Origin of the sequence: Micromonospora sp. NPDC048930 (genome assembly GCF_043197935.1) — a bacterium.
In the GTDB taxonomy this organism is placed as follows: Bacteria; Actinomycetota; Actinomycetes; order Mycobacteriales; family Micromonosporaceae; genus Micromonospora.
Genome location: NZ_JBICUB010000016.1, coordinates 107479 through 132988, shown reverse-complemented (window position 1 = coordinate 132988; position 25510 = coordinate 107479). Strand labels below are relative to the sequence as shown.

Sequence of the window (25510 nt, the reverse complement as noted above, 5' to 3'; positions counted from 1 at the left end):
GAAAAGGCACTCGACCCACCGGGCGACTGCCGCTCCGAACTCTGGTTCTTCTACCACCTCGGCCGGATCATCCGGCAGAAGCTGGCCGGCTCCGACAACCCCCGCGACCGGGCCCTGCGCGACCTCGTCTGGGACTACCCGACGCACGGACCCGAGGCGGAGCCGAGCGCCGAGGCGGTACTGCGCGAGATCAATGGTTACGAGGTGGCCAACGGCCGCCCGCTCAACGGGTTCCTCGAGGCCCGTGCCGACGGCTCGACGGCCATGGGTTGCTGGATCTACTCCGGCGTCTTCGCGGACGGGGTGAACCGGGCGGCCCGGCGCAAGCCCGGGCACGAGCAGCACTGGGTCGCGCCCGAGTGGGGCTGGGCGTGGCCCGCCAACCGGCGCATCCTCTACAACCGCGCCTCCGCCGACCCTGCGGGGCGGCCGTGGAGTGAGCGGAAGAAGTACGTCTGGTGGGACCCCGACAACGGCGAGTGGACCGGGTACGACGTGCCGGACTTCGAGAAGACCAAGCCACCGACGTACCGGCCGCCCGTGGGTGCCGTGGGCGTCGAGGGGCTGGCCGGCGACGACCCCTTCATCATGCAGGGCGACGGGAAGGGCTGGCTCTTCACGCCGGCTGGCGTCATCGACGGGCCGCTCCCGACGCACTACGAGCCGGCCGAGTCGCCGATCCGCAACCCGCTGTACGGGCAGCAGGCCAACCCCGTCCGCAAGGTCTACGACAACCCGGTGAACTCCGTGAACCCGAGCCCACCGCAGTCGCACGCCGACGTCTTCCCGTACGTGTTCACGGTCAGCCGGCTCACCGAGCACCACGGCGCCGGCGGCATGAGCCGCACCGTACGGCCGCTGGCGGAACTGCAACCGGAGATGTTCGTCGAGGTCTCACCCGAACTGGCCGCGCAGATCGGGCTCGACGACCTGGACTGGGCCCACCTGATCACCGGCCGCGCCGCGATCGAAGCCAAGGTCCTGGTCACCGACCGACTCACCCCGCTACACGTGGACGGCCGGACCATCCATCAGGTGTGGCTGCCCTACCACTTCGGCCGCGAAGGCCTGGTCACCGGCGACTCGGTCAACGACCTGTTCGGCATCACCCTCGACCCCAACGTCCTCATCCAGGAAAGCAAAGTCGGCACCTGCGACATCCGCCCCGGCCGCCGACCCACCGGACCCGCCCTGCTCGACCTCGTCACCGACTACCAGCGACGCGCCGGCCTCACCCCGCAGCACCGCACGCCGGTCATCACCACCGAGGTCGGCACCCCCGGGAGGCAGGGATGACGCCGGGCGCACGCCTGCTGTCCGGACCGCGCACGGTCAGCGCAGCACCTCCGGGTTGGCGCAGTGACGCAGCGGCTCCCGCCGCAGGTACCGGCCGACCTCGGCGGCGGCCATCCGCGCGGCGTTCGCGGCCGTCTGCCGGCTCGCTCCGGCCAGGTGCGGGGTCACGACGATGTTGGGGGTCGTGAGGAGGCGGGAACCGGCGGGGATCGGCTCGTGCGGAAAGACGTCGAACGCGGCGCCGAACAGGTGCCCGCGGTCGAGTGCGTCGCAGACGGCGTCGTAGTCGAGGAGCGCCCCGCGGGCACAGTTGACGATGACCGAGCCCGGCGGCATCAGGGCCAGCTGCGCGGCCCCGATCATCCGCCTGGTCTCCGCGGTGACCCGGGCGTGCAGCGTGACGATGGTGGCGCGGGACAGCAGGTCCTCGAGGGTGGTCAGCTCGGCATCGTCGCCGAGTTGGTGCTGCTGGACGTACGGGTCGTGGACGAGCAGGTGCACGCCGAACCCGCGTAGCGCTCGCGCGACGCGGCTGCCGACGGCGCCGAAGCCGACCAGCCCGACGGTGCTACCGCTCAGTTCCGGCCCGACGCTGTCGTACCGGTAGTAGTCGCCGCGCCAGTCGCCGTGGGTGAGGTCCACGTGGGTTGCCGGGATACGCCGGAGGACGGCGAGGATCATGGCGACGGCGTGCTCGGCGGTGGCGGTGGCGTTGCGTCCCGGGGCGGAGCAGACCGGGATGCCTCGTTCGGTGGCCGCCGTGAGGTTGACGTTCACCGGGCCGCCTCTGGTGACGCAGATCAGTTTCAGCTCGGCGGCGGCATCCAGCACCTTTCTCGTGAACGGTGCCATCTGGGTCACGCAGATCTGCACGCCGCGCAACGCCTCGATGAGGTCCTCCTCGGTCCCGGACGCCTCGTCGACCTCCGCCACCGGCCCGAACGGCTCGATCGGCCACGGCAGGGTCAGCTGCGTCGTCTCGACGGCGTCGGGCGCCTCGGCCCGCAGCGCGTCGACCAGGAGCCGGTTGAGGACGAAGTGATCGCCGGCGGCGAGCAGGCGGACGGCCATCAGGCACCTCCCGACGACGGGGTCCCGTGCGGGAGCCGCGCGTTGAACGTGAGCAGCGAGAAGCCGTCGGGGCGCAGCCTGATCTCGGTGCCGGCGCAGTTGTCGACGACCGGGAACACCTGGCGGTAGCGCCCCAACCGCAGCCCCATCAGCTGACACAGGGCGAGGCGGATGACGGTGCCGTGGGCCACCACCAGCACCCGGCCCGCCGGGTCGCGGGTCGTGATGTCGCGCAGGCAGTCGAGGAACCGGTCCGCGGCGGTCGCCGGGTCTTCGCCGCCGGGTAGGTGGTGGACGGCGGGTTCGGCGATGAAGGCGTCCAGCGCCGCCGAGAACCGCTGGCCCATGTCGGCCCGGGTGAGCCCCTCCCCCGCGCCGAAGTCCAGCTCGCGCAGGCGCGCATCGGCGACGAGGCGGACCCGGGCCGCGTCCGCGCAGGGTTGCGCGGTGAGCCGGGCGCGGCTCAGCGTCGAGGTCCACACTCCGGTCAGCCGCGCGGTCGCCGCCCAGGTGGCCAGCCATCCGGCCTGTTCGTGTCCGCGCGGGGTGAGCGGCACGTCGCTGACGCCGGCGTACCGGTTCTCGGCGTGCCAGACCGTTTCGCCGTGTCGGACGAGGACGAGGTGGGTCATCCCGTCGACCTCTTCCTCGCGTGGGTGGCGGTGGCCGCGGGTAGCCAGCCGAGTCGCTCGAGCGTGTCGACCAGCCGGAGGTACCCCGGCAGGAAGCGTTCCGGTGCTCCCGGCCGGGGCTCGATGACGGTGCGGATCCGGACCATGGTGGCCGCGGTCGCGGTGAGGTCCCGGTCCGCGGCGGCCGCGAGGATCGCCATGCCGAGGGCGGGTTCGACGTCGTCGGGCAGCAGCACCGGTCGGTCGAGGATGTCGGCGCGTAGCTGGTTCCAGTAGCTGTTCCGGGTTGCCCCGCCGGCCAGGACGACCTCGCCGTGCAGCGGGGCGCCGAGCAGGTCGAGGTGGTCGAAGCAGAGCCGTTCCAGGTAGGCGACGCCCTGGAGCACGGCGGCGAAGCGTTCCGCCTCGTCCCGTGGCGTGCCAACGACGAAGCCGCGGGCCTGCGGGGCGACGAAGGGGAACCGCTCTCCAGCGGACAGCAGGGGATAGCACACGGGTGCGGCGGGTTCGTACGAGCCGGCGGCCCGGGTGAGCGCCGGCAGGTCCGCGGGCGGGTAGTCGCGGGCGATGACGCCGGCGCCGGTGCTGGAAGCGCCGCCCGGCAGCCACGTGCCGCCCGGTCCTCGATGGGAGTACACGGCTCCCGTGGGATCCCGCAGAGGCCTGTCCGCGACGCCCTTGAGGACGAGGGTGGTACCGAGGACCGAGTTCCAACTGCCGGGCCGCAGGGCACCGGACGCGAGCTGCGCGGCGCAGCCGTCGGTCATGCCGGCGTGGACCGGGGTGCCGGCGGGGAGGCCGGTTTCGTCGGCGGCGGCCGCGCAGACGGCGCCCAGACGCGTGCCGGGGGTGACGAGTGGGGGCAGCAGGTCCGGTGGCACACCGAGGGCGTCGAACACGGCCCGCGGCCAGGTGCCCGCGACGAGATCGGCCCCGGTCTTGAGGGCACTGCTGAGGTCGGTCGCCACCGCACGGCCCACCAGTCGCCGGTTGATCACGTCGCTCTGGTGTGCCAGCGCCAGGCCGGCCGGCGGGTGGGGCACGTGCCGGAGCAGCCAGAGCAGCTTGGGTAGGGCCCAGGTGGGTTGCATCCGCTGATAGCCCAGCTCCGCCCAGAGGGGTCCGCCCGCCTCGTTCACCCGGGCGACCTCCGTCGTCGCCCGGGCGTCGTCGTACATGATGCCGGGGGTCACCGGCGTGCCCATGGGTCCGAGCAGGACCACCGTGCCCGAGGTGCCGGCGACCGCCACTCCCCTGACCGCACCTGGCGGTACGCCGGCCAGCGCGTGTCGGGTGGCGCGGGTGACGGCGGTCCACCACTGCTGCGGATCCTGCTCGTGGCGGTCGCCGACGCGGCGGCTGGTCAGCGCCGAACGTGCGCGGCCGAGCACGGCACCGGACGAGGTGACGGCGACCGTGTGGGCGCTCTGGGTGCCGACGTCGATCCCGACCCACACGTCGCCCTCACGCGGCACCGTCGGCCTCCCGCAGGGCGGCGAGCTCGGGCCAGGCCCCGGCGGCGTGTTGCCGGAGGAGCACGAAGCGCGCGAACAGGTCGTCGTAGCGGCGGGCCAGCGCGGGATCCGGTTCGACCGGGTCGCCGAGGTGCACGTACGCGGCCACCGCCTCCGCCACGGTGGCGGCCGCGCCGGTGGCGGCGCGGCCGACGAGGTAGGCGCCGCGAGCGCCGATCTCGGTGTCGGTGCAGCGCCGGACCGGCAGGCCCACGATGTCGGCGATCAGGCGGGCCCACCCGTCATTGGCCGCGCCTCCGCCGCAGATCCGCAGCTCACCCGGGGTGACGCCGGAGGCGGCGAGGCAGTCCCGGATGACGAGGGTGAGCCCTTCGACGACGGCGCGGGCGAGGTGTTCCCGGTCGTGTTCCAGGCAGAGGCCGAGCAGCGCGCCGCGGGCCTGCGGCGCGACGAACGGGGCACGTTCGCCGGCCGGGGACAGGTACGGCAGGAACAGCAGACCCGACGGGCCGGCCCGGGTGTGGTCGGCCAGGTCGATCAGCTGGCTGGGCCCGGTCAGACCGAGCATGCCGCAGGCCCAGGTGAGTACCTCGGTGCCGGCGAGGGTCGGCAGGGCGCGAAGCAGGCGTCCCGGCACGCCCAGCGCGACGGTCAGCCCCAGCGGCTCGGGCCCGGGGGCGAACCGGTCGGTCACCACTTCGGTGCAGAGGGTGGTACCGAGGATGGCACAAGCCTGCCCCGGCCGTACGGCGCCGACACCGATCGCGGTGGCGGCGATGTCGTACGGTGCGGCGACCACCGGCGTGCCGGCGGGCAGGCGGAGCTCGGCGGCGACGGTCTGGCGCAGCGGGGCGACCCGCCGGCCGTCGCCGGCCACCGGGGGCAGGAGGGGCCGCGCCCATTCCAGGTCGAACAGGTCGAGCAGGTGGTCGTCGTACCGGTCGGGGTGGTGCGGGCTCCCGAAGGGCGCCGAAGCGTCGGACTCCTCCATGACCACAACGCCGGTCAGTTGGGCGAACAGCCAGCCGCCGCAGGTCAGCATGGCGGTGGCGCTGGCCAGCCGGTCGGGGTCGTGGCTGCGCATCCAGGCGAGGATCGCGTTGGGCAGTCCGGGGAAGGTCACGCAGCCGTTGCGGCGGTACGCCTCGGCGAGCAGTCCGCTGTCGGACCACCGCTGCACCGTCGCCGCGGCCCGGCTGTCGTTCCACAGCACGGCGGGACCGGTGGGGGCGCCGTGCCGGTCGATCAGCCAGCAGCCGTCGCCCTGGGCGGTGACGGCGAGGAAATCGACCGGACCGGGCAGCCGATCGGCGACCTCGCGGACTGCCCGGAGCGCCGTGTCGCGTACCTGAATCATGTCCTGCTCGACCCGGCCGGGCCGGGGGTGCCGGACGTGCGCCGGTTGGCGGACGACGACGGCTTCCCGGCCGCGGTCGTCGTAGCCCACTGCCTTGATCACGGTGGTGCCGGCGTCGATGCAGATCGCTGCCACCGCGCCCTCCGTCAGTCGCCGTCGGACCCGGTCGGCCGGGCCGGTGGCACGGTCAGATCCGCGGCGTGGGTGCGCGCCGGTGGGACGGCCGTGGGGCTGCGGTCCATGTCGTCACCTCCTGAGATGCCGGTTGGGGTCAGGGAACCGACCTGGCGCCGATGTCGGCGGCGAAGGCGGGCGTGCCGGCGAGGAGCCCGCCGTCCACGGCGAGGTCGGTGCCGTTGATCCAGGACGCGCGGTCGGAGGCCAGAAAGGCCACCGCGTTCGCGACGTCGTCCGGGGTGCCGACCCGGCCCATCGGGTACCAGCGGCGGGCGGCCTCCAGCGCGTCGCCGTGGGTCCGGAGGCGTTCGTTCCAGCCGGCGGTGGCGATGGTGCCGGGTGACACCGAGTTGATCCGGACGCCGAAGCGGCCGTACTGGACGGCGAGGGCGCGGGTGAGGTTGATCAGGCCGGCCTTCGCCGCGCTGTACACGTCGTTGCCGAAGTAGCGGTGGCCGTTGACGGAGGCGACGTTGACCACCGCTCCCCGTCCCGCCTGCCGCATCGTGGGCAGGACCGCCTGGCACATCCGGATCGCGCCGCCGAGCACGACGTCGAGGTCCGCCGACCAGGTCGGTTCGGTGATGGTCTCGAACTGCTCGTTCGCGCAGACCGCCGCGCAGTTCACCAGGACCGCCAACGGTCCGTGGGCGGCGGCGAGGTCGGCGACGGCACGGCCCACCGCGCGGGCCGACCGTACGTCGAGTTCCAGGGCGGTGCCGCCCGGCACCTGCGCGGCCCCGTGCCGCGCCCGGTCCGGGTCGAGGTCGCTGACCACGACGTGGCGGCCGGCGGCGGCCAGCGCGCGGCCGATGGCCACGCCGATGTCACTGCCCCCGCCGGTGACCAGTGCGTACGACGGCGCGGTGTCGGCTGGTGGCTGGTCCATCGACGCGGTCTCCCTTGCGGTGGGTGGTTGCGGTTCGTGCAGCGGCGCCGGGCGTGGGCGGCCGGGGCCCGGGGTCAGCCGGAGAGGTCGGGCAGGAGGTCCCGGAACTCGACCAGGAACCGGTCGATCATGCGTCGTTCCTCGGCGTCCAGCTCGTGTGCCGGGCTGCGGCACAGGTCGCTGCCGATCAGGCCGCGGCGGAACGAGATGTGCTTCTCTGCGGCGACGATGAGTTCGGTGTCGAGCATCCAGTACGAGATGTACGGCAGGAGCCGTCGGTGCAGCTCCTCCCCGCCGGCGTGGTCACCCTCGCTGAACCGGCGCCAGATCTCGTGGTAGATCTCGGTGAAGGAGCAGCCGGGCTGGGTGCCGACCGCCCCGCGGCGGATGGCGTCGGGCAGGTGCACTCCGGCGTATCCCTCGACGGACGGTAGCGGGGGGTCGAGGGCGGCCAGTTCGGCGATCAGCCGGCCGGGCGGGCTGGACTCCACCTTGACCAGTCGCAGGTTGGGGTGCGCCGCCGCGATCGCGGCCACCGTGGGGCTGTCGAGGCTGGTGCCGGTCTCGGTGGGCGCGTACTGGAGGACCACCGGCGTCGGGGCGACCGCGTCGAGGACCGCCCGGACGTGGTCGATCAGGGCTCGGCGGGGCGGCGACAGGAAGTGTGGCGGCAGCAGGTTGATCAGGTCCGCGCCGGCGGTGACGGCCTCGCGGGCGCGGGTCACCGCCAGGCGGGTGGCGTGGTCCTGGACCGCGATGATGGCCGCGACGTCGGGCCGCGGTCCGGTTTCGGCGAGCAGCACCTCGGTGAGGGTCCGCCGTTCGTGCTCGGCGAGCTTGTAGAACTCGGAGGCGAAGCCGGGGAACATCACGCTGCTCACCCCGGTGCCGAGGACGTGGCGCACCACCCGGCGGAAGCCGTCGGGGTCGATGTCGCCGGTGGCGGTGAACGGCACCGCCAGGACCGGTGACACGCCGCGTACCAGGGCGGCGGGGTCGGCCACGGTGGACCGGTCGGCGGGTAGCGGCCCGCGCCGGGAGGTTGTCGCTGGCGTAGCACTCATTGTCCGCGCACCGTCCCTCGCTTTCCGAACCGGCCGAGAGTCGCCCGATCTTTCGATATGCCGTAGATATGTTCTGATTATGAGATAAGACTATGGCCTTCGTCGATCCGGAACAAGCCCTCGGCCGCGGCTCAGCGCAGCAGGCGGGCGAGGTTTCCGCCCAGCACGTCGCGCCGGGCGGCCTCGTCGATCGGCCAGTCGAGGACCCGGCCCAGCTCGGCGCGGGGCACCGCGTAGGGCGCGTCGGTGGAGAACACCAGCCGGGAGGTGCCGATCCCGGGATCCTGGCCGAGTTCGTTGAGGACGGTGTCCCACGGCGCGTAACACGTGTCGCCGTACAGGTTGGGGGCGTGCCGCAGGGCCGGCGCGGCGTCGATCCAGAAGTCCGTCGCGCCGCTGCGGCCCATGATGAACGGTACGTCCGGGTACCGCCGGGCGAGCGTGGCCAGCGGCAGCGGCAACGCGTTCGGCGGCGTGCCGGTACGCACGTACACCGGCCAGCCGTTGTCAGCCGCGAACTCCAGCAGCGGGTCGACCAGCCCGTCCAGCAGGTCGAAGCCCTGCAGGACGCTGTCCACGTGCAGCGCCCGCGCGCCCGCGTCCCGGGCCCGGGCCAGCTCCTCCACCGCATCCGCGCCGCGCCACGGGTTGGCCACCGCGTACGGCACCAGCCGGCCCGCCGACCGCGCGGCGGCGGCCGCCACCGCCTGGTTGCCGTCCCGGTTGTGGTAGGCCACGCACCGCTCGTCCGGCGCCACCAGGGCGCGGTCGATGCCCAGCTCGTCCATGGTGGCCAGCAGCTCCGCCACGCTCAGGGACACCTCGCGGCCCTGGCCCAGTCGCACGTGCGCGTCGATGATCACGTCATGCTCCCCCGCTCACCGGCGCCGGACCGGTCGCCGGGCCGGCCGCCGTGGTCGGCAGCGACGGCCGGGCCAGTCCGAGCGCGCCCAGCGCGTCGGCGTGGATGATCCGCTCGATCACCTCGCCGGGCACGCGCGGCAGCGCGGTGCCCTCGAGGATCCGGTTGACCCCCCGCAGTCCGGCCATGGCTTCGGCGGTGTTGGCGATCGGGAAGTCGGATCCGAGCAGCAGTTTGTGCGCACAGCCCCACTCCACCGCCGCCAGCAGGGACTCATAGCAGACCCAGGACCGCAGGTAGATCGAGGACACGTCGGCGTAGACGTGCGGGTGCTTGCGGATCGTCACCACCGTCTCCCGGCCCCACGGGTGCCCCATGTGCGCCATCACGATGCGCAGCTCCGGGAAGCGCAGCGCGACCTCGTCGGTGACCAACGGGTACGTGTAGCGCAGCGGCGCCGCCCGGATCGGTGAGGCGCCCTGGTGGAACAGGATCGGCAGGCCGAGCCGTTGGCAGTACGCGTAGAACGCCAGGGCCGGCTCCGACAGCGGGTCGAAGTTCTGGTAGTTCGGGCCCAGCTTGACCCCGACGAGGCCCAGGTCGCGGCAGCGTTCCGCCTCCTCGAAGACGGCCGGGTCCAGCGGGTTGACCGACATGAAACCGATCCGCCGGGTGGGATCCGCGGCCACGAACTCGGCGGTCGCGTCGTTGGTCCGTTCCGGCGGGTGCGGGATTCCGGTCGCCGCCAACGGATCCGGTACGGCGATGTTGAACACGATGGAGACGTCGGCGGCGGCCATCGCCTCGTCGTAGTCCGCCCAGGAGTTCGTGGTGACCACGTCGCGGTCGGTCCGCCACCCGGTGAAGACCTGTCGCTGCTCGGCCGGCACCGCCTCGCGGTGGGTAGGTGTGTGCGTGTGAACGTCGACGATCACCTGATCACCAGACCTTCATCGAAACGCGCCCACTAGGTCGGGGCGGGGCACGACCCCGAGCCCGGGCTCGCCGCCGAGGCGGACCGTCATGCCGTCGCTGTCCAGGGGGTGGGCCAGGATGTCCTGGGCGTAGTAGTGGGCGCCGATGATGTCCGACGGGAACTCCGACAGGGTGGGCAGCGCGCAGGCGACGTGCAACTGGGCGGCCGCGCCGATGCCGAACTCGCCGTTGGAGCCGAGCAGGGTCTCGACCCCGAAGGCCCCGGCGAGCTGTCCCATGGCCACCGCCCGGCCCGGCCCGCCGCTCTTGCCGACGTACAGGCTCACGCAGTCGGCGGCCTCGGCGCGGAGCAGGGCGACGAGGTCGGCCAGGCCGAAGACGGCCTCGTCGGCCACCACCGGTATGCCCCGGCCGCGCAGCGCGCCGAGACCGGGCAGGTCGGTCGACGCGACCGGCTGCTCCACGAATCGGATTCCGTGCTCGACGAGGCCCACCACGGCGCGGGCGGCGTCGGCTCGCGACCATCCGCCGTTGGCGTCCACGCCGAGGAAGGCGTCCGGGCCGGCCAGCTGGCGGGCCCGGGCGACCCGGGCGAGATCGGCGGTGACGCCCAGCCCGACCTTGACCTTGAAGGCGCGGAAGCCGAGGGCGTGCGCGGTCGCGTGCACCTGGTCGAGTCCCGGGCCGTCGCCGGACAGCGAGAGCTTGATCGGTACCTGGTCGCGGTAGGGGCCACCGAGGGCGACCGCCAGCGGTACGCCCAGGGTGCGAGCGTGCGCGTCCCACAGGGCGGTGGCGACGCCGGCCTTGGTGAACGGGTTCCCGGCGAGGAGCCGGTCCATCAGGGTCTCGAGGGCGCCGACCGGCGTCAGCGGCCGACCGACGAGAGCCGGCGCCAGGAGGTCGCGGATGAAGTGATCGGCGCTGGCGCCGTCCTCGCCGCTCCACAGTGGCGTGCCGCTCACCTCGCCGTAGCCCACGACGTCGTCGCTGGTGACGACCCGTACGAGCAGGAAGTCCGAGCGGTCGTGGACGCCGCGGGCTCCCCGGACCACCAGGCCCGGGTGCACCGGCAGGCTGACCGGCAGGGTCTGGACGGCGGCGATCGTCGCGGTCATCTGCTCGTCCGGGCGAGCAAACGCCGGGGGTTGTCCACCAGCATGGCGCGGCGCTGGGCGTCGGTGATGCCCCAGCCGTCGATCTCGGCCACCCGGGCCACCGCGTAGTCCTGGCTCTTCCGGTCCGACAGCCCGGCGTCGGTGCCGAAGAGCACCTTGTCGGCCGGCGCCTCGGCGAGGATCCGGCGGGCGGCGTACGGCGGGGTGCCGCAGATGCACAGGTAGAGGTTGTCGGTCTCGCGGGTCAGGGCGAGCGCCTCCCGCCAGCAGTCGTGCAGGCCCCCGTGGCCGAGCACGACCGGCAGCGCCGGGTGCCGGCGGGCCAGCGCGGCGATCTGCGCGGGCGTCGAGTAGGGCGGGGTGCCGTCGTGGCTGAGCAGGATCCCGTGGTGGGCGGCCAGCGTCTCGCAGATGGGGTCCAGCGCGCGCTCGTGCATGCTGAAGCCCTGCAGCCAGGGGTGCAGCTTGAGGCCGCGCAGGCCGAGCACGGTCAGCATGCGGTCGACCTCGGCGGCGGCGTCGGGGTGGCGGGGATGCACGGTGCCGAATCCGACCAGCCGGTGCGGATGCCGGCCGACGAACGCCGCCAGTTCGTCGTTGGCCTGCGGTCGGGCGTCGAACAGGCCGTCGTGGCTGAGGACCACGGCCTGGTCCACGCCCGCGGTGTCCATGAACGCCACGAAGTCGTCCGCGCTGAACGGGGCGCCCCCCAACCAGGTGCTGGTGCGCCACGCCGGGGTGTGGGTGTGGAAGTCGATCACAGCACCCTCGCCAGGTCGACGATCCGGTCCGCGAGACCTGCCACCAGCCGGTCGAACCGCTGTTTCCCGGCGGCGGCGTCGGCGGTCTCGGGCCGGTCGGTGTAGCCGTCGATGGCCTGCCACACGGCCGCCGCGTGCAGGTCCACGCCGGGCACGGCGGGTGGCTGCGGCGGCTCGGGGCGGGGCGTCGACTCCTTCACCAGGTCGGGACGCAGGGCCAGGACCAGGGAGGTTTCGAACTCGCCGGCGTGCCCGGGCACCGGTACGCGCGGCTCCGCGTCGGCCGCGCGCCAGTAGTCGATGTGCCCGACCGCCAGGTCGTAGCGGGTGCTGGCCGCCGCCGCGGCGGCGTGGCAGACGCCCACGTTGCCGCCGTGCCCGTTGACGAGCACCAGCCGGCGGCCGCCCTGCACGGCCACGGACCGGGCGAGGTCCAGCAGGACGGCCGTGAGGGTCTCCGGGGTGAGCGAGAGGGTGCCGCCGAACGGGAGATGGTGGTCGGAGGCGCCGACCGGAATGGTCGGCGCCACGAGCAGGGGTCGTTCGCAGCGGCCCGCCGCCTGGTCGGCGGCTGCCGCGCACACGCCGTCGGCGAGCAGCGCGTCGGTTCCGGTGGGCAGGTGGGGGCCGTGCTGTTCGGTGGCGCCCACCGGGAGCAGGACGATCGCCTCGGGGAGCTGACTGGTGAGGGTCTGACGGTCGGTCTCGGCCCAGCGCGCGGCGGACGCCATGGGCGCCACCCTTCAGTATCCGGGAGAAATCTTCCGTTTCACGGATACTAGGAGACAGCCTTCGTCTGTGGCAATGCCGCGGGCGGACATCCGAGCCGCCGGGAGACCTCCGCCGCGACCCGCAGCACTCCGGCCGCCGCCTGCTTGCGTCGCCTGCCCCGCAGGTCGCGGGCGAAGCCGGTGACGCCGACCGACCCGGCGACCAGCCCTTCGGCGTCGAAGAACGGCGCGGCCACGCACGCCACCTCGGCCTGCTCCTCCTCGTCCTCCACCGCGTACCCGCGGCTGCGCACCTCCTTCAGCAGCTTGCGGAAGGCTTCCGGGCCGCTGTCGCCGGCGCCGGGTCCGCGCCCAACGACCAGCCGCGGCAGCAACGCCTCCAGCTCCTCCTCCGGCAGGTACGCCGCGATGGCCCGGCCGAGGGCCGTCAGGTTGAACGGGGACACCTTGCCGGGGTAGGTGTCGAACTGGATGAAGCCGGCCGTCGCCGCCTTGGCGACGTAGACGACGCTCGCCCCGTCCAGCACCCCGATGTGGACCGGCATGCTCAACTCGTCGGCCAGCGCCCGCATCTCCGGCTGGGCCACCGACGAGAGGTCGACCTTTCGGACGAGCTGGCTGGCCAGGCCGTACAGCCGCAGGGTGGGCCGCCAGAAGTGGCTGCGGCCGACCACGCGGCGGGTCGCGTACCCCCGGCGCTCCAGGGTGTAGGCGATGCTGGCGCAGGTGGCGAGCGGGATCCGGGTGGCCTTGGCCAGCGCGGTGAGGGTGAGTTCCTCGTCGGCCGCGACCAGCCGCTCGAGGACCGTCAGCGCGCGGTCGACCGCTGGCGACGGCGCGCGTTCGGCAGCGTCGGCCTGATCAGGGATCGCCATACCGGTTCCTCCATGTCCGCCGGATGCGACCGGCCGTTGTCGTGTTGAGCGTACGGCGCGGCCGGCTTCCCCCACCGTTCCGGTATGCCATGCCGTTCTTCCTCATTTCGGAGGAAAGCCGTGGGGTCGCGGTGCCGGCCCGTTGCCAGAGCCGCCTTCCCCGCCCTACCGTGTCTACAGCATCGCGTTTCTATGTTCTGAATACCGTGCATACAGGGTCCGCGTCCACACGGCGGGGTGACCGCGTCGGGAGGAGCAGGCATGCCATCGCGCTCGACCATCGGGTCCCGCCCGTGGGTGCCGGCCGGCGGGGTCCGGGCCGTCCTGGTCGGCGGCAACACCGTCGGCGCCGCCGTCCGGGAGAGCCAGCCGCGGGCCGACGGCTACCGGCACATCGACACGCCCGCGTTGGTCGCGCGCCTGCGCGAACTGAAGGTCACCACCTACCTGTTCGGCGTGTGGGACAGCGCGACCGACTGGGCGGACCTGTGTGCGGAGTTCCTGCCCGCGGCCGCGCAGGCGGGCATCGACGTGTGGCCGTACCTGGTGCCGCCGTCCGAGACGGACGAGCACGGTCGCGCCTCACGGCCCTACCTCACCGACTACGTGGCGTGGGCGCGGGCGGTCGCGGAGGCGTCCGTCCGGTACCCCAACCTCACCGGGTGGGCCATCGACGATTTCGAGTTCGAGGTGAACGCCCGCCTCTTCACTCCGGACTACATGGCCCGGATCCGCGAGACCCAGCAGGCGATCAATCCGGACCTGGGCTTCTTCACCTGCGTCTACTACCGGGTGGCGCTCGACGACGCCTTTCTCGACAAGTACGCCCCGTTCATCGACGGCGTGATCTATCCGTTCCTCGACGGCCCGAACCACAACACGCAGGCGGCCGGCTCGCTGCGCCGGTGCCTGACCCGGATCCGCGCCAAGACCCGCCCCCGCGGCCTGGACCTGGTGCTGCTCGTCTACGCCGGCCGGTTCCTGGCCGCTCCCCTCGGGCCGACCGAGTCGTACGTGCGCGAGGCGTTGACGACGGGCCTGGAGTGCGCGGCCGAGGACGTCATCGAGGGCGTCATCGCCTACGGCACCCAACTCGACGACGCGCCGACGATCGCCAGTGACAACAAGGCGATGTACGGCCTCGGCCGGCTCAGCCTGGCCCTGCCGTCCGAACGGTCGGTCCCGGCCGGCACGTGGGCGCAGGCCAGCCAGGTGATCCACCCCGACCCGGCGGCGGCGCGGTACGAGCTGTCGTTCTGGCACTTCGACCAGTTCTCGGCGAACGTCCCGCCGCCGGGTCGGGTGGTGAAGGAGGTCCTCGTCGACGATGAGGTGGTGTGGCGGTGCGACCTCCACGACGAGCCGTGGCACCTGTGGATCCAGGGGCACAGCCTGCAGGGCCCCGTCGACCTCACCACCGTCCTCGCCGGCCGGGCGAGCGCCACCCTGACCCTGCGTCTGCGCGTGACCCAGGAGGTCACCGACCCGGGGCTCGACATCGGGTTCGATCACCTGGAAGCCATCGGCTTCGCGCTGGCCAATCCGGGCTTCGAGGAGCCGACCGGCTGGGACCTGGCGGACAGTGGCGGTGCCGCGGTGGCGGCCATCGACATCTTCGCGCCCGACCGGCCGCGCCGCATCCGGCACACCGTCGCGGACTGTTTCGCCCGCGTCGCCGCGCCTGCCGGCGCCGGAGCGGCGGGAGCCGACGTCAGCCCCTGAACGCCCCGGCGAGCACGCCGCGGATGAAGTAGCGCTGGAACGCCAGGAACAGGATCGCCATCGGGAGCAGGCTGAACATCGCCATCGCGGTGATCCCGTTGACGTTCTGGGAGAACTGCGTGTTGCTGGTGGCCATCCCGACGGTGATCGTCTTCATGTCGTCGGACTGGGCCATCAGCAGCGGCCACAGGAAGCTGTTCCAGTTGGCCACGAACACGAAGATGGCGAGCACGGCCATCGGCTGCAGGCACAGCGGCAGCACCACGCTGCGGAAGACGCGGAACTGCGAGGCGCCGTCGATGCGCGCCGCGTCCATCAGCGAGTCGGGGATCTTGAGGATGAACTGCCGCAGCAGGTAGACCCCGAACGGGCCGGCGATGGCCGGCACGATCAGGCCCGCGTAGCTGTCCACCAGGTGCAGCCGGTTGGCGATCAGGTAGGTGGGCAGCAGGGTTACCGAGACCGGCAGCATCAGGGTGGCCAGCAGCAGCCCGAAGGCGGCCGACCGGCCGGGAAACGGCAGCTTGGCGAAGGCGAACGCGGCGAGCACGTCGACCGCCACGGTGAGCACGGTGACCAGGGCGCCCACCAGCAGGCTGTTCAGGATCCAGCGCAGCACCAGGGGGTCGCCGAGCAGGGCGGTGTAGTTGGCCGTCGTCCAGTTCTCCGCGGCCAGCGAGAAGTCGGAGAACACGCTGGAGCGGACCGACGCCAGGGCGACCAGCACGATCGGCGTGGCGCACAGCAGGACGGCCACGACGGCGCCGGCGTGGGTGCCGACCAGCACACCGAGGGGTTGCCGGCGGCGGCGCCGGCGCCGGAGCGCCTCACTCATAGTCGGCACCATCCGATCGGGTGCGGCCGATGAAGACGGCGGAGATGACCGCCGTGACGAGCAGCAGGATGATGCTCATCGTGGCGGCGTAGGACAGCGAGCCGCCGTTGAAGGCGCTCTGGTAGATGTACCACAGGGCGGTGTAGGTGGCGGTGCCCGGACCGCCGTTGGTCAGGACGAAGACCAGGTCGAACACCTGGATGCTGTTGATGGTGACGAGGATCAGCACCAGTTGCAGCACGGGCCGCACCAGCGGCAGCTTGATGGCGGTGAACAGCCGCCAGCCGGAGGCGCCGTCGATGCGCGCGGCCTCCAGCACGGTGGTGGGGATGTTGTTGAAGCCGGCCATGAAGATGATCGAGTAGAAGCCGCAGGTGCTCCACAGCGTGATCAGGGCGAGGAAGACCATGGCGACGGTGCCGTCGGTCAGCCACGGCACGTCGATGCCGAGCAGGCGGGAGAAGAGGGCGTTCAGCGGGCCGTACTCGGAGTCGACCATGATCTTCCAGATCAGGCCGGTGGCCACGACGGACAGCAGCGAGGGCAGGTAGATGAGGGTCCGGTAGGCGCTCATCCCGCGGATCGAGCTGGACAGCAGCAGCCCGACCAGCATGGTCACCACGATGGTCAGGGGGACGCAGATGAGCATGAACAGTGCCGTGTTCATCAGCGTCTGCCGGAACAGGTCGTCGGTGAAGACGGTGCGGTAGTTCTCCAGCCCGGCGAAGGTCAGACCGCTCAGCAGCGAGCCGCGCTGGAAGGTCAGCACGACCGTGTAGGCGAACGGGGCGAGCACGAAGAGCCCGAAGACAACCGCCTTCGGGACCAGGAAGGGCACCGCCTGGGCCAGGTTGGTCAGGCCACGTCGTAGCCGGACCAGCCTGGCGCGTCGGGGTCGGACCGGACCGCTCGGGGCCCCCGCGGGAAGGTTGGCGGGGGCCCGGGTCCGGTCGGGGACGTTGACACTCATCGCCGGTCGTCGGGCCGGCGTTCCGGGCGCCAACCGGGCATCCTGCTCACTTGGCCGCCTTTGCCATCTGCTTGATCTGCTTGGACGCCTCGTCGATCATGGCGTCCATGCTCTGCCGGCCGAGCAGGAAGTCGTTGATCTTCCCGACGAGGTACTCCTGCGGCTGGTAGGGCAGGATGCGGGTGATCTTGACGTACTTCGACAGCGCCGCCGCCTCGTTCATGAAGGTGGTCATGCGCGGGTCGTCGAGGCCGTCGTAGTAGTTGCTCGGCTGCTGGCGCACCGGCTTGGCCAGGATGAGCTTGTTGAAGTCCTGGAGCGGCTTGTCGTCGACCAGGTACTTCACGAGGTCGAGCGCGCCGCTCCTGTTCCTGGCCTTGGCGGCGACGGAGAGGAAGCCGCAGGCGCCGACGATGTACTGTCCCCCCGGCCCGGCCGGCGGTTCGAGCACCTTGATCCGCAGCTGTGGGTACTGCTTGGCGTACTCCGCGGTGAACCCTTCGGACCAGGCCATCGCCGCCTTGCCCGACATGACCGCGGCCTGCCACCGCACGTCGTCGGAGTAGAGGTTGGGTGGGGTGACGGCCCCGGAGTCCACCATCGCCTTCATGTGGCGCAGGGCGGCGCGGCCGGCGTCGTCCTTGAAGCCGACGTCCATCCCGTCGGCGGAGATGTAGTCCGAGCCGAAGCTCCAGAAGTAGTGCCAGAGGTAGTTCTCCTGGATGGGCGGCGACGGGGCCCAGCACATGCCGTAGGTCTCGACGTTGCGGGCGTCGTACCCGCTCTCCCCCAGCTTCCGGCCGTTCTTGTCGAAGGTCATCGCCTGGGCGAAGGGGATCAGGTCGTCGTACGTCTTCGGCAGGGTCGGCTTCCCGGCCTTCTCCCAGAGAGCCTCGTTGAGGGCGAGCACCCAGTAGCCGCCGACGTAGGGCAGGCCGAGCAGTTCACCCTTCGGGCCTTCGGCAGCCTTGACGTAGTCCGGGTTGACGCCGTTGAGGAACGTGTCGGTGAACCCCTTGTCCAGGGTCCGGAAGTCGGCGAGCACGCCGGTGCTGCGCCACTTGTTCATCCACGGGATGATCTGGTACGTCACGTCGGGAGGGTTGCCGCCGGAGAAGGCCGCGGTGTATTTGGTGAGGGCGTCCTCCCAGGGCACCACCACGTTGTCCAGGGTGGTGCCGGAGTGAGCCTTCTGGAAGCCGGTCTTGACGTCGGCGAGGTACGCCTGCATCCGGGACAGTTCCGCGTTGGGTGGCACCCAGTAGGTGACCTTGCTCGACGAGGCGCCGCCGTCGCCACCGCAGCCTCCCAGCGCGGCCGCCCCGCCCAGCGCGCCGGCCAAGGCGAGGAACCGTCGACGGCTGATGGCCGCTTCCAGCCCATGTTGTCTCATGTCGACTCCTGTCCTGCATGCCGGTGATCCACTGCCATTGCCGGGTGGAGCGTTATCTACAGCATTTGAGAGAAAGAATCGCTCTACCGAAGATAGTAGGGGTGACGCCGGTCACGAAGCAAGGCTCGGCGGGGCCGCGATCAGCCCTCCCACGTGCTCGTCTGCAGAGGGAACCAGCCCGTGCGGAACGTCCACACCCGCCCCGCTCGAATGTGGTCGATCACCGCCCGTTGCAGCGTGGTGTCCCGGGGCAGCCGGCCGAGCTCGGACAGCGGCCGGCGGAACAGGAACTGCACCATCGTGGCGGAGTCGTCGGCACCGGAGGACGGCAGCAGCCGGAACCGGCGTTGGAACCGTAGGATGTTCGACTCCGCCGGCAGGTACTCCGTCAACTGCTCGTCGAGCAGCCAGCTGACGCAGGTGGCGAAGCGGTACGGCTCCTCGGGGAAGTGCCGGGGAAAGAAGTCGCGGGCCCTGGCCAGGGCGTCGTCGACCGACTCCGGAGGAAGGGTGCCGGCCGGGATGTGCAGGCCGAGCGAGTGGTCACCTCGACCAGGTAGCGGCCCCACGGTCGCGGTCTCCCCCGGCGCGGCGGCGTCGAACCAGATCCGCTGCCGCTCGATGTGCAGCCGACCGAGGGCGTAGATGGCTCCCCGGAAGTGCACCGTCAGCCAGTTCTCGGTGTGCAGGCCACCCTGCCCGTGCACGGCCCGGTGGTAGGCCATCTGCGCACCGAGGGCGGAGAGGATCTCCCACGACAGCTCCGACGGCACGCCACGACCGCGGTGATACCGACGGACGGCAGGCAGCGTCGCCACGAACACCCAGGGGTAGAGGTAGCGGGCGGTCGGTCCGAGGGCGGGCGGCAACTGCGGCCAGGACGGGACCGGCCCCGGTCGACCCAGCTGCGCGACGAGCTGGGCGTGGCATCGGGTGAGCAGCCACCACAGGGCCGGATGCCGTTCGGCGGACGGCCGGGCCGCCGCCATCTCCCGACGGTCCACCTCGGCCAGACCGAGCCGCCGGAGCACGGCATCCGTCCGACTCGGCGCGGGCAGGCCGACGGTCGCCGGGCCGGCGGCGCCGGCCAACCTCCGCACCGCTTCCCGGGCCGTCTCGGGGAGGCTCAGCTCCCGCATCACTGTCTCGACGTGGTCCATCACCAGCCCTCCCCTGCCGCCGGGGGACTCGTCAACGTCGATGATCGCTGATCTTCGGTCCCGGCGCTGCCCCGCACGGTGATGAGCGCCTCCGCCGCGCTCGATCACCGCGACAGCGCGGGCCTACCCCTCGTAGACCTCGACTTCGACGACCGTGGAGTAGGCGTAGCCGTTGGTGGCCAGCATGACGATGCGTACGGCGCTCGCGGTGACCGGCTCGAACCGCGCACTGAACAACCCGGCCGTGTGTCCCCTGACCTGCGCGACCGTCTGCCACCCGGCGCCGGTCAGGGCCTGCACGTCCCAGTCCCGCAGCGCGAACTGCCGCTGTGCGTGGGTGTAGAGGTCGACCCGGCCGATGCGGGCCGGCTCGGCCAGCGTCGTCTCGATCTGGTCGGGGAACACACCGGGGGTGTCGTCCGCCCACGCCGTGGCCGGCCGGTTGTAGCCCTGCGTGGTGTAGGTGCGGTTGCCGTCGACGACACCGCAGGGCGTCAGCAGGCCGTTGGTCGACGAGGCCGTCGTCTCCTGGCCGAGGACGAGATTCCGGGCGGGATCGCTCGGCGGCTCCGACACCACAACCGGCACCGACAGACGCTCGCGCCCGGCCTCCAGCAGCACCGTGTACTCACCGGGCGGTGTCAGCCGGGGTACGAGCACCTGGACCGGCACCGCGACGTCGTAGTCGGCGGGGACGTACGTCGTGACGGCCTCCCGGGAGACCCGCAGCGGAGCGTCCGGGCGGACGAAGGCGCTGGGGTACGCCCCCTCGCCGGACCCGTTGTGGAATGTCACGGTCAGCGTGGCGGGCAGGCAGGGGCGGGGCAGCAGATCCAGTTGCTGCGGCGTCACGGCCAGGGTGACGGGGGACTCCTTCTGCGCCTCGGGCCTCGGCTCGGCATGGTCGTAGAGGGCGATGCCCGCCAGCGGCGCGGCGACGAGCAGGGCCGCGGCCACAGCCTTGGTGGTCGCCATCACGGTGGAGTCCGGCATGAGCGCTACCTCCTTCATGCGACGGGGCGATGCCGCGGCGCCTCGATGGGGTCAGTCGAACTGCAGCCCGGGCCGCCCGTTCTCGACGACGAGGGTGGCGTCGGTCCGGATCGGCGCGCCGGGCCGGCTGACGTACGGAACGACCTTGAAGTCGGTGCGCCACAGGTCCGGCGTCAGGGTGCAGCGCACGTATCCGCGCTGGACGTTGTAGTACTTGATGTGCGGGAGCTGGTCGGCCAGCGCGTCGCGGGCCGGGTCGGTGTCCGAGCCGTCGCCGGAGCTGCTGATCGAGGTGCCCACCAGCTCGACGGCCACGGTGGCCGAGTCCGGGTCGTCGAAGTTGGCCTTCACGTCGCAGGCGTTGTTGGCGTGGATGTCGCCGGTGAGCACCACCGGGTTGCGCACCTGTCGTTCCTGCAGGAAGTCCACGATCCGGTTCCGGCTCGCCTCGTAGCCGTCCCACTGGTCCATGACGTACAGCTCCCTCGCGTCGTCCGGATCCAGGTCGAGCTGGGAGAAGAAGACCTGCTGCGCGAGCACGTTCCAGGTGGTCGGCGAGGTGGAGAGCCCGTCGAACAGCCACTGCTCCTGCGCGCCGCCGAGCATGGTGCGGTTGGGGTCGCGGGTCTGGTCGTTGGGCGGGCTGTTGCGGTCATTGTTGGCCTGGTCGCTGCGGTACTGGCGGGTGTCCAGCACGCTGAACTGCGCCATGTCGCCGTAGGTGAACCGGCGGTACAGGGGCATGTCCGGACCCTGCGGGAGCTGGGCGAGCCGCAACGGCATGTGCTCCCAGTACGCCCGGAAGGCGTTGGCGCGGCGCACGAGGAACTGCTCGATGCTCTCCTGTGGGTAGTAGAACGAGTGCTCCCCCGCCCAGTTGCTGAGGACCTCGTGGTCGTCGAGCGTCACGATCCACGGGAAGGCGGCGTGTGCGGCCTGCAGGTCGGGGTCGGTCTTGTACTGCGCGAGCCGGATCCGGTAGTCGTCGAGGGTCTCCAGGAAGCGGGCGGGCGCGTGGCCCCGGCCGAGCGTGCCCTGGTCGGGACCCTCGTAGATGTAGTCACCGAGATGGAGGACGACATCCAGGTCCTCCTGGCACATGTGCTGGTAGGCGGTGTAGTAGCCGACGACGCGATGCTGGCAGGAAGCGAACGCGAAGTTCAGCGCGGACACTGACGCTCCGGCCGCCGGCGCGGTCTTCGTGCGCCCGACCGGGGAGATCTCCGCACCCGCCATGAAGCGGTAGAAGTACTCGGCCGAGGGTCGCAGGCCCCTGACGTCGACGTGGACGGAGTGCGCGTACTCAGGGTCGGCGAGGGCCGTGCCCCGACGCACCACCCGGCGGAACCTCTCGTCCTCGGCCACCTCCCAGAGAACCGGAACGATCCTGTCGTAGGGCATGCCCCCGAACGGGTCCAGCGGCTCGGGTGCCAGACGAGTCCAGAGCACCACCCCGTCCGGCAGCGGATCGCCCGAGGCGACGCCGAGGGTGAACGGATAGCCGCGCGGACGTTCCGTGCTCGCCGTGGCGGCGGGCAGCCGCGCGCCGAGGGCGAGGGCTGCCGCAGCGCCCGTGACCGTCAGGAACCGTCGCCGAGCCAGCTTGGCCGCAAACAACGGCTCCGCAGGGAGTCGTTTCGCCATCGCGGTGAGGTTCACGCCTGTTCTCCCATCGGTCGCGGTACCCCGTATCGCCCGATTGCTCGCAGCCGGCGGCCCCGCGCACCCTGTCGGCCAGGGTGCACGCCCCCGATCGGCGCCAGGCCCCGGCTACGAGATCGGGCCCACCTACACCTCGGTATCTTCGAAATATTGGATATATCTTCGGCGATCGACGCTGCTCAGCATGTCAGGCGAAGGGACGGCATGTAAAGACTCCCGGCCGAGCGGAACGGCGGGATGAACCGCCGGCGACCCCCCGGAAAACGGAGCCGGGCCGCCACCCGGTCGGGCCCCCGCCGGCACCTGCCCGGCGGGCCGGGCGGGCACGGGCGCCGCGCTGCCCGGCAGGCCCTTCCCAGGTGGTGTGAAGGGCCTGCCGGGCACGCGCAGACGCGTCAGGTGACGTGCAGGTTGAGGTGGGCGAGCCGACGGCCGTCGGCTGCCTCGGCGACCATGACGTAGGTGCCGGGCGTCCCGGCCTGCGTCGTGAGCACGGCGTGGACCCGGTTCTGGTCGTCCGTCTCGAACGCCAGGTCCTGCTCGGTGCCGTCCGGTGTCGTCTGCACCAGGCGGGTGACGAGGCCCGACGCCGGCGCGCCCGCCTGGTCGACCAGGGCGAACTGCACCGGCAGCGCGCGGTCGGTCGCCACCGGTCCCGCCGTCTTGACGTCGGCGACCCTGACCCCCCACTCGGGGCTCCCGGCGTCCGAGACGACGTAGTCCAACCCGGCCCTGATCGGGAACCCGATCGCCCCGGTGACCGGGTCCTTCGTGGAGGGGACGTCGGCTCCGGTGGAGTCGCGGACCACGATGTCGTCAGCCGACCAGGAGGTGTTCTTCGCGGTGATCCGGCTCCGGGTGCTCCCGTCGCTCGCGATGTAGGAGAGGGTGGCGCCCGGGCCGGCGACCGGGTAGACGCTGGCCCGTACGTCGCCGGGGGCGTCGCGGTCACCCGGGTCGCGGGCTCCGGGGTCGTGGACGAGGATGCCCGTGCCGCCGACGAACGCCGGGATCTTGCCGAACGGCTGCTGGTAACTGGTCAGGGTGGTGGGACCGGAGAACTGCCTGCCGGTCTCGATGTTCATCCACTCGCCGGCCGGCAGGTAGACGTCCCGGGCCATCGCCGTGTCCGTGTCGCTGCCGTACAGCGGGGCGACGAGCAGTGACGGGCCGAGCATCCACTCGTACTGCTTCCGGGCGGCGGAGGCCAGGTCCCGGACCTGGGGATCGTCGGGGAACGCCACCGGGAGGGGCGTGGCCGTCGACGGGAAGCCGGTCTCGTACGCGCTGACGGCCGCCGAGTAGATGTAGGGCTGGTACTCCGCGTGCCACTGCGCGGCCTTCCGGGCGGCCGCCACCAGGACGGGGTCGTTCATCCGCCACGGCTCGTTGCCGAACGACATCGCGGGCGACATGGCGGCCATCATCGCGTTGCGGGTCAGATACCGCTGCTTGGCGGTGTTCGTCTCCAGGTCACCGATGATGCGACCACCGACGATGTCCGGATAGAAGTTGGGCTGGCCGCTGGCCGCGTAGGCGAGCCCGTTCACCACCGTGCGGTCGCGGTCACCCGGCCCCTGGTTGTAGTCGGTGTCGTTGATCCGCAGGATCGAGCCCGCCACCGAGTACGCGCTGTTGCGCACCATCATGAGCTTGCCGTCGCCGTCGAGACCCTCGTTGATCGGGTTCACCAGCGCGTTGTCGACGTACCGGTTCGCCGTGGCGTCGAACATGTGGTCTTCCTTGTAGCCGTCTGCTCCCCACTCCCGGCTGCGGGCCACGAACCACCGGACGGCCTCTTCGTTGTCCGGGTCGATCAGGTACATGGCGGTGTTGGGGAAGGAGACCGGCTTGAAGACCCGGGGCCTGCCGTTCGCGTCCTTGATGAAGTAGCCGCGCTCGATGCCCACGGCGGTGCCGTCGCCGTCGAGGGCCGGGTCGTAGGTGCCGCCGTCGGCCGGCAGCGCCCGGAAGGACTGACGTGCGCCGAGCAGCAGGCTGATGCCGTGGTCGTGGAAGAACTTCTTGTACGCGTCGGGGTCCGGGTACTTGGCGCCCCACAGGCCGAAGCTGGAGGTCGTGCCCTGGGCGCTGCCGGCACCGTACGGCCAGAAGCCGGAGCCGGTCACGACCCAGCTGATCGGGAAGCCCTTGTCCAGGTACTTCGTCACCGAGTCGGTGATGGTCTGCTGGTTGGTGTTGTAGCCGAGGGCGCCGTAGGACTCGTAGCCGACGCCGAAGAGCGCGTAGTCGGGCTTCGCGTCGGCGTAGCCGGCGCCCCGGCGGACCTCGGCGTAGCTCCGGTAGATCGTCGGCATGTCCCCGAAGAAGTAGTGCAGCCCCGACATGGCCGGGCCGTTGACCCCGAGCAGGGTCGCGGACTCGTCGACCTGGATCGCCAGTCGCCCGGTGGAGAGCGCGACCTGGGCGAGCTTCCTGCCGGGAAAGACCGTGAACGTGGAGACGAACCGCTGGCTCGTCGTGCCCGCACCGTTCTGGGCGTAGTAGTCCAGGTTCCTGATGCCGTAGACGTTCAGGTCGGTCCGGTATCCGCCGAGGTCACCCAGGCCGTAGGCGGGATTCATGCCGCCCGCGACCCGGGCCCGGACGCTGCCGGTGCCGGCCTCGGAGGCGGTGATCCGCAGGTTCACGGAGTGGTCCGCCGGCTCGACGGCGACGTCCGCCGTGCGCCCGTTGGAGAAGGTCACGGAGAACCGCACGCCGGAGGCGTCCGCGCCGGTGAGCCTCGCCGCGACGGCGTCGCACGCCGATCCGTCCACCGCGGCCAGTTGCAGGCCGGCCTGCGGGTGCGGGGTGGCGGCGGGCGAGCCGTCGACCTCGAAGCCGTACCGGAAGCCCCGCCGGTCGATCGGCATCGCCCAGCCGTCCCCGGCCACCGTGACCGTGGTCCCGTGCTGGGTCAGCCGGTAGGTGGGGAACCGCTGGTCCGGCGCGTCGACCTCCGGTGCCGGGGTGTCGTCGGTTCCGCAGTCGGCGGCCGGTTCGCCGCCGTCGCCGGCGACCTCGAGCAGCCGTACGGCGTTGGCCCGGGTGATGACGTTGAGGTTGGGTGTGGTGACCGCCGGCCCCGCGGTGGCGGTGACCGTCAGGGTGAAGGTCTGGCCGTGGTCGAGGTAGGTGGAGCCGATCGTGCGCCAGGCGTTGCCCCCGGTTGCCTGGTCGGCCACGGTGGGCGTGTCCGGCCCGCCGGTCCAGGCGTACTCCGCCTTGGCGTTGTCGACGCTCGCCGCGTAGTAGACGGCGAGGTCGTACCGGGCGGAGGCGGGTGCCACCAGGGTCCAGGTGGCCGTCGAGCCGGGCGTACGGCTGTAGCGGGACAGCGACCCGTCATATCCCGGATCCCGGGCGTTCGCCCAGGTTCCGGTCTCGGCGTAGGCGCCGGGGGTGGACGGGGTGACGATCAGCGTCTGGGCGGCCGTGGCCGGGGAGGGCGGCGCGGCGACGATCGCGAGCAGCGCCGCGACGAAGGCGAGGAAGAGTCTGGATCTGGGACGAGCAGCCATCAACTGC

Annotated in this window: 21 protein-coding genes; 2 read left to right on the top strand and 19 right to left on the bottom strand. The window is 71.8% G+C overall.

The annotated features are described in order from the left end of the window. Positions 1-1296, top strand: a 1296-nt coding sequence (locus ACGFI9_RS30985; protein WP_393183583.1) for a molybdopterin dinucleotide binding domain-containing protein, incomplete at its 5' end; no start/stop codon positions are given. A 36-nt stretch (positions 1297-1332) separates the two neighbouring features. Here ACGFI9_RS30985 and ACGFI9_RS30980 read toward each other — a convergent pair. The 12 genes from ACGFI9_RS30980 to ACGFI9_RS30925 form a co-directional block, all read right to left on the bottom strand. Beyond that, positions 1333-2367: a 2-hydroxyacid dehydrogenase gene (locus tag ACGFI9_RS30980; protein ID WP_393183581.1), complete on the bottom strand. Its 1035-nt coding sequence runs from the start codon at positions 2365-2367 to the stop codon at positions 1333-1335. Beyond that, complete coding sequence (locus ACGFI9_RS30975; RefSeq protein ID WP_393183579.1) at positions 2367-2999, bottom strand: histidine phosphatase family protein; 633 nt, start codon at positions 2997-2999, stop codon at positions 2367-2369. The genes ACGFI9_RS30980 and ACGFI9_RS30975 overlap by 1 nt, the downstream gene beginning before the upstream one ends. After that, positions 2996-4474 (bottom strand): FGGY-family carbohydrate kinase, encoded by a 1479-nt coding sequence (locus tag ACGFI9_RS30970; protein WP_393183577.1) that lies wholly within the window; start codon positions 4472-4474, stop codon positions 2996-2998. Before ACGFI9_RS30970 ends, ACGFI9_RS30975 begins: the two co-directional genes overlap by 4 nt. Further along, on the bottom strand, positions 4464-5966 hold the full coding sequence (locus tag ACGFI9_RS30965) for an FGGY family carbohydrate kinase (RefSeq protein WP_393183576.1): 1503 nt from the start codon (positions 5964-5966) through the stop codon (positions 4464-4466). Before ACGFI9_RS30965 ends, ACGFI9_RS30970 begins: the two co-directional genes overlap by 11 nt. Positions 5967-6102: 136 nt before the next feature. Then, positions 6103-6897: an SDR family NAD(P)-dependent oxidoreductase gene (locus tag ACGFI9_RS30960; RefSeq protein ID WP_393183574.1), complete on the bottom strand. Its 795-nt coding sequence runs from the start codon at positions 6895-6897 to the stop codon at positions 6103-6105. 74 nt (positions 6898-6971) lie between these two features. Next, a complete protein-coding gene (locus tag ACGFI9_RS30955; RefSeq protein WP_393183572.1) occupies positions 6972-7961 on the bottom strand; it encodes a dihydrodipicolinate synthase family protein in 990 nt (329 codons plus the stop codon). A 131-nt stretch (positions 7962-8092) separates the two neighbouring features. Next, a complete protein-coding gene (locus tag ACGFI9_RS30950) occupies positions 8093-8824 on the bottom strand; it encodes an amidohydrolase family protein (RefSeq protein ID WP_393183571.1) in 732 nt (243 codons plus the stop codon). Between the two features lies 1 nt (position 8825). Beyond that, entirely contained in the window at positions 8826-9758 is a 933-nt protein-coding gene (locus ACGFI9_RS30945) for an amidohydrolase family protein (protein ID WP_393183569.1), read from the bottom strand. A gap of 15 nt (positions 9759-9773) precedes the next feature. Next, positions 9774-10877 carry a mandelate racemase/muconate lactonizing enzyme family protein gene (locus ACGFI9_RS30940; protein WP_393183567.1) on the bottom strand — a complete coding sequence of 368 codons (1104 nt, stop codon included), beginning with the start codon at positions 10875-10877 and terminating at the stop codon, positions 9774-9776. Further along, positions 10874-11638 (bottom strand): amidohydrolase family protein, encoded by a 765-nt coding sequence (locus ACGFI9_RS30935; protein ID WP_393183565.1) that lies wholly within the window; start codon positions 11636-11638, stop codon positions 10874-10876. Before ACGFI9_RS30935 ends, ACGFI9_RS30940 begins: the two co-directional genes overlap by 4 nt. After that, positions 11635-12369, bottom strand: a complete 735-nt coding sequence (locus ACGFI9_RS30930) for a creatininase family protein (protein ID WP_393183564.1) — start codon at positions 12367-12369, stop codon at positions 11635-11637. Before ACGFI9_RS30930 ends, ACGFI9_RS30935 begins: the two co-directional genes overlap by 4 nt. A 47-nt stretch (positions 12370-12416) precedes the next feature. Next, the gene (locus tag ACGFI9_RS30925) at positions 12417-13244 is read right to left on the bottom strand and encodes an IclR family transcriptional regulator (RefSeq protein ID WP_393183562.1); all 828 of its coding nucleotides are present in this window, start codon (positions 13242-13244) and stop codon (positions 12417-12419) included. Positions 13245-13505: 261 nt separating this feature from the next. On the opposite strand from ACGFI9_RS30925, the gene ACGFI9_RS30920 reads away from it, so the two are divergent. Further along, the gene (locus ACGFI9_RS30920; protein WP_393183560.1) at positions 13506-14966 is read left to right on the top strand and encodes a hypothetical protein; all 1461 of its coding nucleotides are present in this window, start codon (positions 13506-13508) and stop codon (positions 14964-14966) included. Here the strand turns inward: ACGFI9_RS30920 and ACGFI9_RS30915 are convergent. The 7 genes from ACGFI9_RS30915 to ACGFI9_RS30885 all read right to left on the bottom strand — a co-directional run bounded on the left by ACGFI9_RS30915 (position 14956) and on the right by ACGFI9_RS30885 (position 25503). Next, positions 14956-15801, bottom strand: coding sequence for a carbohydrate ABC transporter permease (locus tag ACGFI9_RS30915; RefSeq protein ID WP_393183558.1), 846 nt, complete (start codon positions 15799-15801; stop codon positions 14956-14958). The two genes, ACGFI9_RS30920 and ACGFI9_RS30915, sit on opposite strands and share 11 nt — an antisense overlap. Beyond that, on the bottom strand, positions 15794-16771 hold the full coding sequence (locus ACGFI9_RS30910; RefSeq protein ID WP_393183556.1) for a carbohydrate ABC transporter permease: 978 nt from the start codon (positions 16769-16771) through the stop codon (positions 15794-15796). The genes ACGFI9_RS30915 and ACGFI9_RS30910 overlap by 8 nt, the downstream gene beginning before the upstream one ends. Before the next feature lie 46 nt (positions 16772-16817). After that, complete coding sequence (locus tag ACGFI9_RS30905) at positions 16818-18164, bottom strand: ABC transporter substrate-binding protein (protein WP_393183554.1); 1347 nt, start codon at positions 18162-18164, stop codon at positions 16818-16820. 140 nt (positions 18165-18304) lie between these two features. Beyond that, positions 18305-19324 carry an acyltransferase domain-containing protein gene (locus tag ACGFI9_RS30900; protein ID WP_393183552.1) on the bottom strand — a complete coding sequence of 340 codons (1020 nt, stop codon included), beginning with the start codon at positions 19322-19324 and terminating at the stop codon, positions 18305-18307. Between the two features lie 123 nt (positions 19325-19447). Then, positions 19448-20317, bottom strand: a complete 870-nt coding sequence (locus ACGFI9_RS30895; RefSeq protein ID WP_393183551.1) for a discoidin domain-containing protein — start codon at positions 20315-20317, stop codon at positions 19448-19450. Positions 20318-20368: 51 nt separating this feature from the next. Beyond that, on the bottom strand, positions 20369-21961 hold the full coding sequence (locus tag ACGFI9_RS30890; RefSeq protein WP_393183549.1) for an alkaline phosphatase D family protein: 1593 nt from the start codon (positions 21959-21961) through the stop codon (positions 20369-20371). A 413-nt stretch (positions 21962-22374) separates the two neighbouring features. Next, complete coding sequence (locus tag ACGFI9_RS30885) at positions 22375-25503, bottom strand: hypothetical protein (RefSeq protein WP_393183548.1); 3129 nt, start codon at positions 25501-25503, stop codon at positions 22375-22377. Positions 25504-25510 lie beyond the last annotated feature (7 nt).

Excerpts from the sequence above, each read along its gene's own strand:
- ACGFI9_RS30930 (WP_393183564.1), bottom strand. The coding sequence starts at position 12,369 with ATGGCGTCCGCCGCGCGCTGGGCCGAGACCGACCGTCAGACCCTCACC.
- ACGFI9_RS30900 (WP_393183552.1), bottom strand. The coding sequence starts at position 19,324 with ATGGACCACGTCGAGACAGTGATGCGGGAGCTGAGCCTCCCCGAGACG.
- ACGFI9_RS30915 (WP_393183558.1), bottom strand. The coding sequence starts at position 15,801 with ATGAGTGAGGCGCTCCGGCGCCGGCGCCGCCGCCGGCAACCCCTCGGT.
- ACGFI9_RS30885 (WP_393183548.1), bottom strand. The coding sequence starts at position 25,503 with ATGGCTGCTCGTCCCAGATCCAGACTCTTCCTCGCCTTCGTCGCGGCG.
- ACGFI9_RS30960 (WP_393183574.1), bottom strand. The coding sequence starts at position 6,897 with ATGGACCAGCCACCAGCCGACACCGCGCCGTCGTACGCACTGGTCACC.
- ACGFI9_RS30890 (WP_393183549.1), bottom strand. The coding sequence starts at position 21,961 with ATGGCGAAACGACTCCCTGCGGAGCCGTTGTTTGCGGCCAAGCTGGCT.
- ACGFI9_RS30980 (WP_393183581.1), bottom strand. The coding sequence starts at position 2,367 with ATGGCCGTCCGCCTGCTCGCCGCCGGCGATCACTTCGTCCTCAACCGG.
- ACGFI9_RS30975 (WP_393183579.1), bottom strand. The coding sequence starts at position 2,999 with ATGACCCACCTCGTCCTCGTCCGACACGGCGAAACGGTCTGGCACGCC.
- ACGFI9_RS30905 (WP_393183554.1), bottom strand. The coding sequence starts at position 18,164 with ATGAGACAACATGGGCTGGAAGCGGCCATCAGCCGTCGACGGTTCCTC.
- ACGFI9_RS30920 (WP_393183560.1), top strand. The coding sequence starts at position 13,506 with ATGCCATCGCGCTCGACCATCGGGTCCCGCCCGTGGGTGCCGGCCGGC.
- ACGFI9_RS30895 (WP_393183551.1), bottom strand. The coding sequence starts at position 20,317 with ATGCCGGACTCCACCGTGATGGCGACCACCAAGGCTGTGGCCGCGGCC.
- ACGFI9_RS30940 (WP_393183567.1), bottom strand. The coding sequence starts at position 10,877 with ATGACCGCGACGATCGCCGCCGTCCAGACCCTGCCGGTCAGCCTGCCG.
- ACGFI9_RS30925 (WP_393183562.1), bottom strand. The coding sequence starts at position 13,244 with ATGGCGATCCCTGATCAGGCCGACGCTGCCGAACGCGCGCCGTCGCCA.
- ACGFI9_RS30955 (WP_393183572.1), bottom strand. The coding sequence starts at position 7,961 with ATGAGTGCTACGCCAGCGACAACCTCCCGGCGCGGGCCGCTACCCGCC.
- ACGFI9_RS30910 (WP_393183556.1), bottom strand. The coding sequence starts at position 16,771 with ATGAGTGTCAACGTCCCCGACCGGACCCGGGCCCCCGCCAACCTTCCC.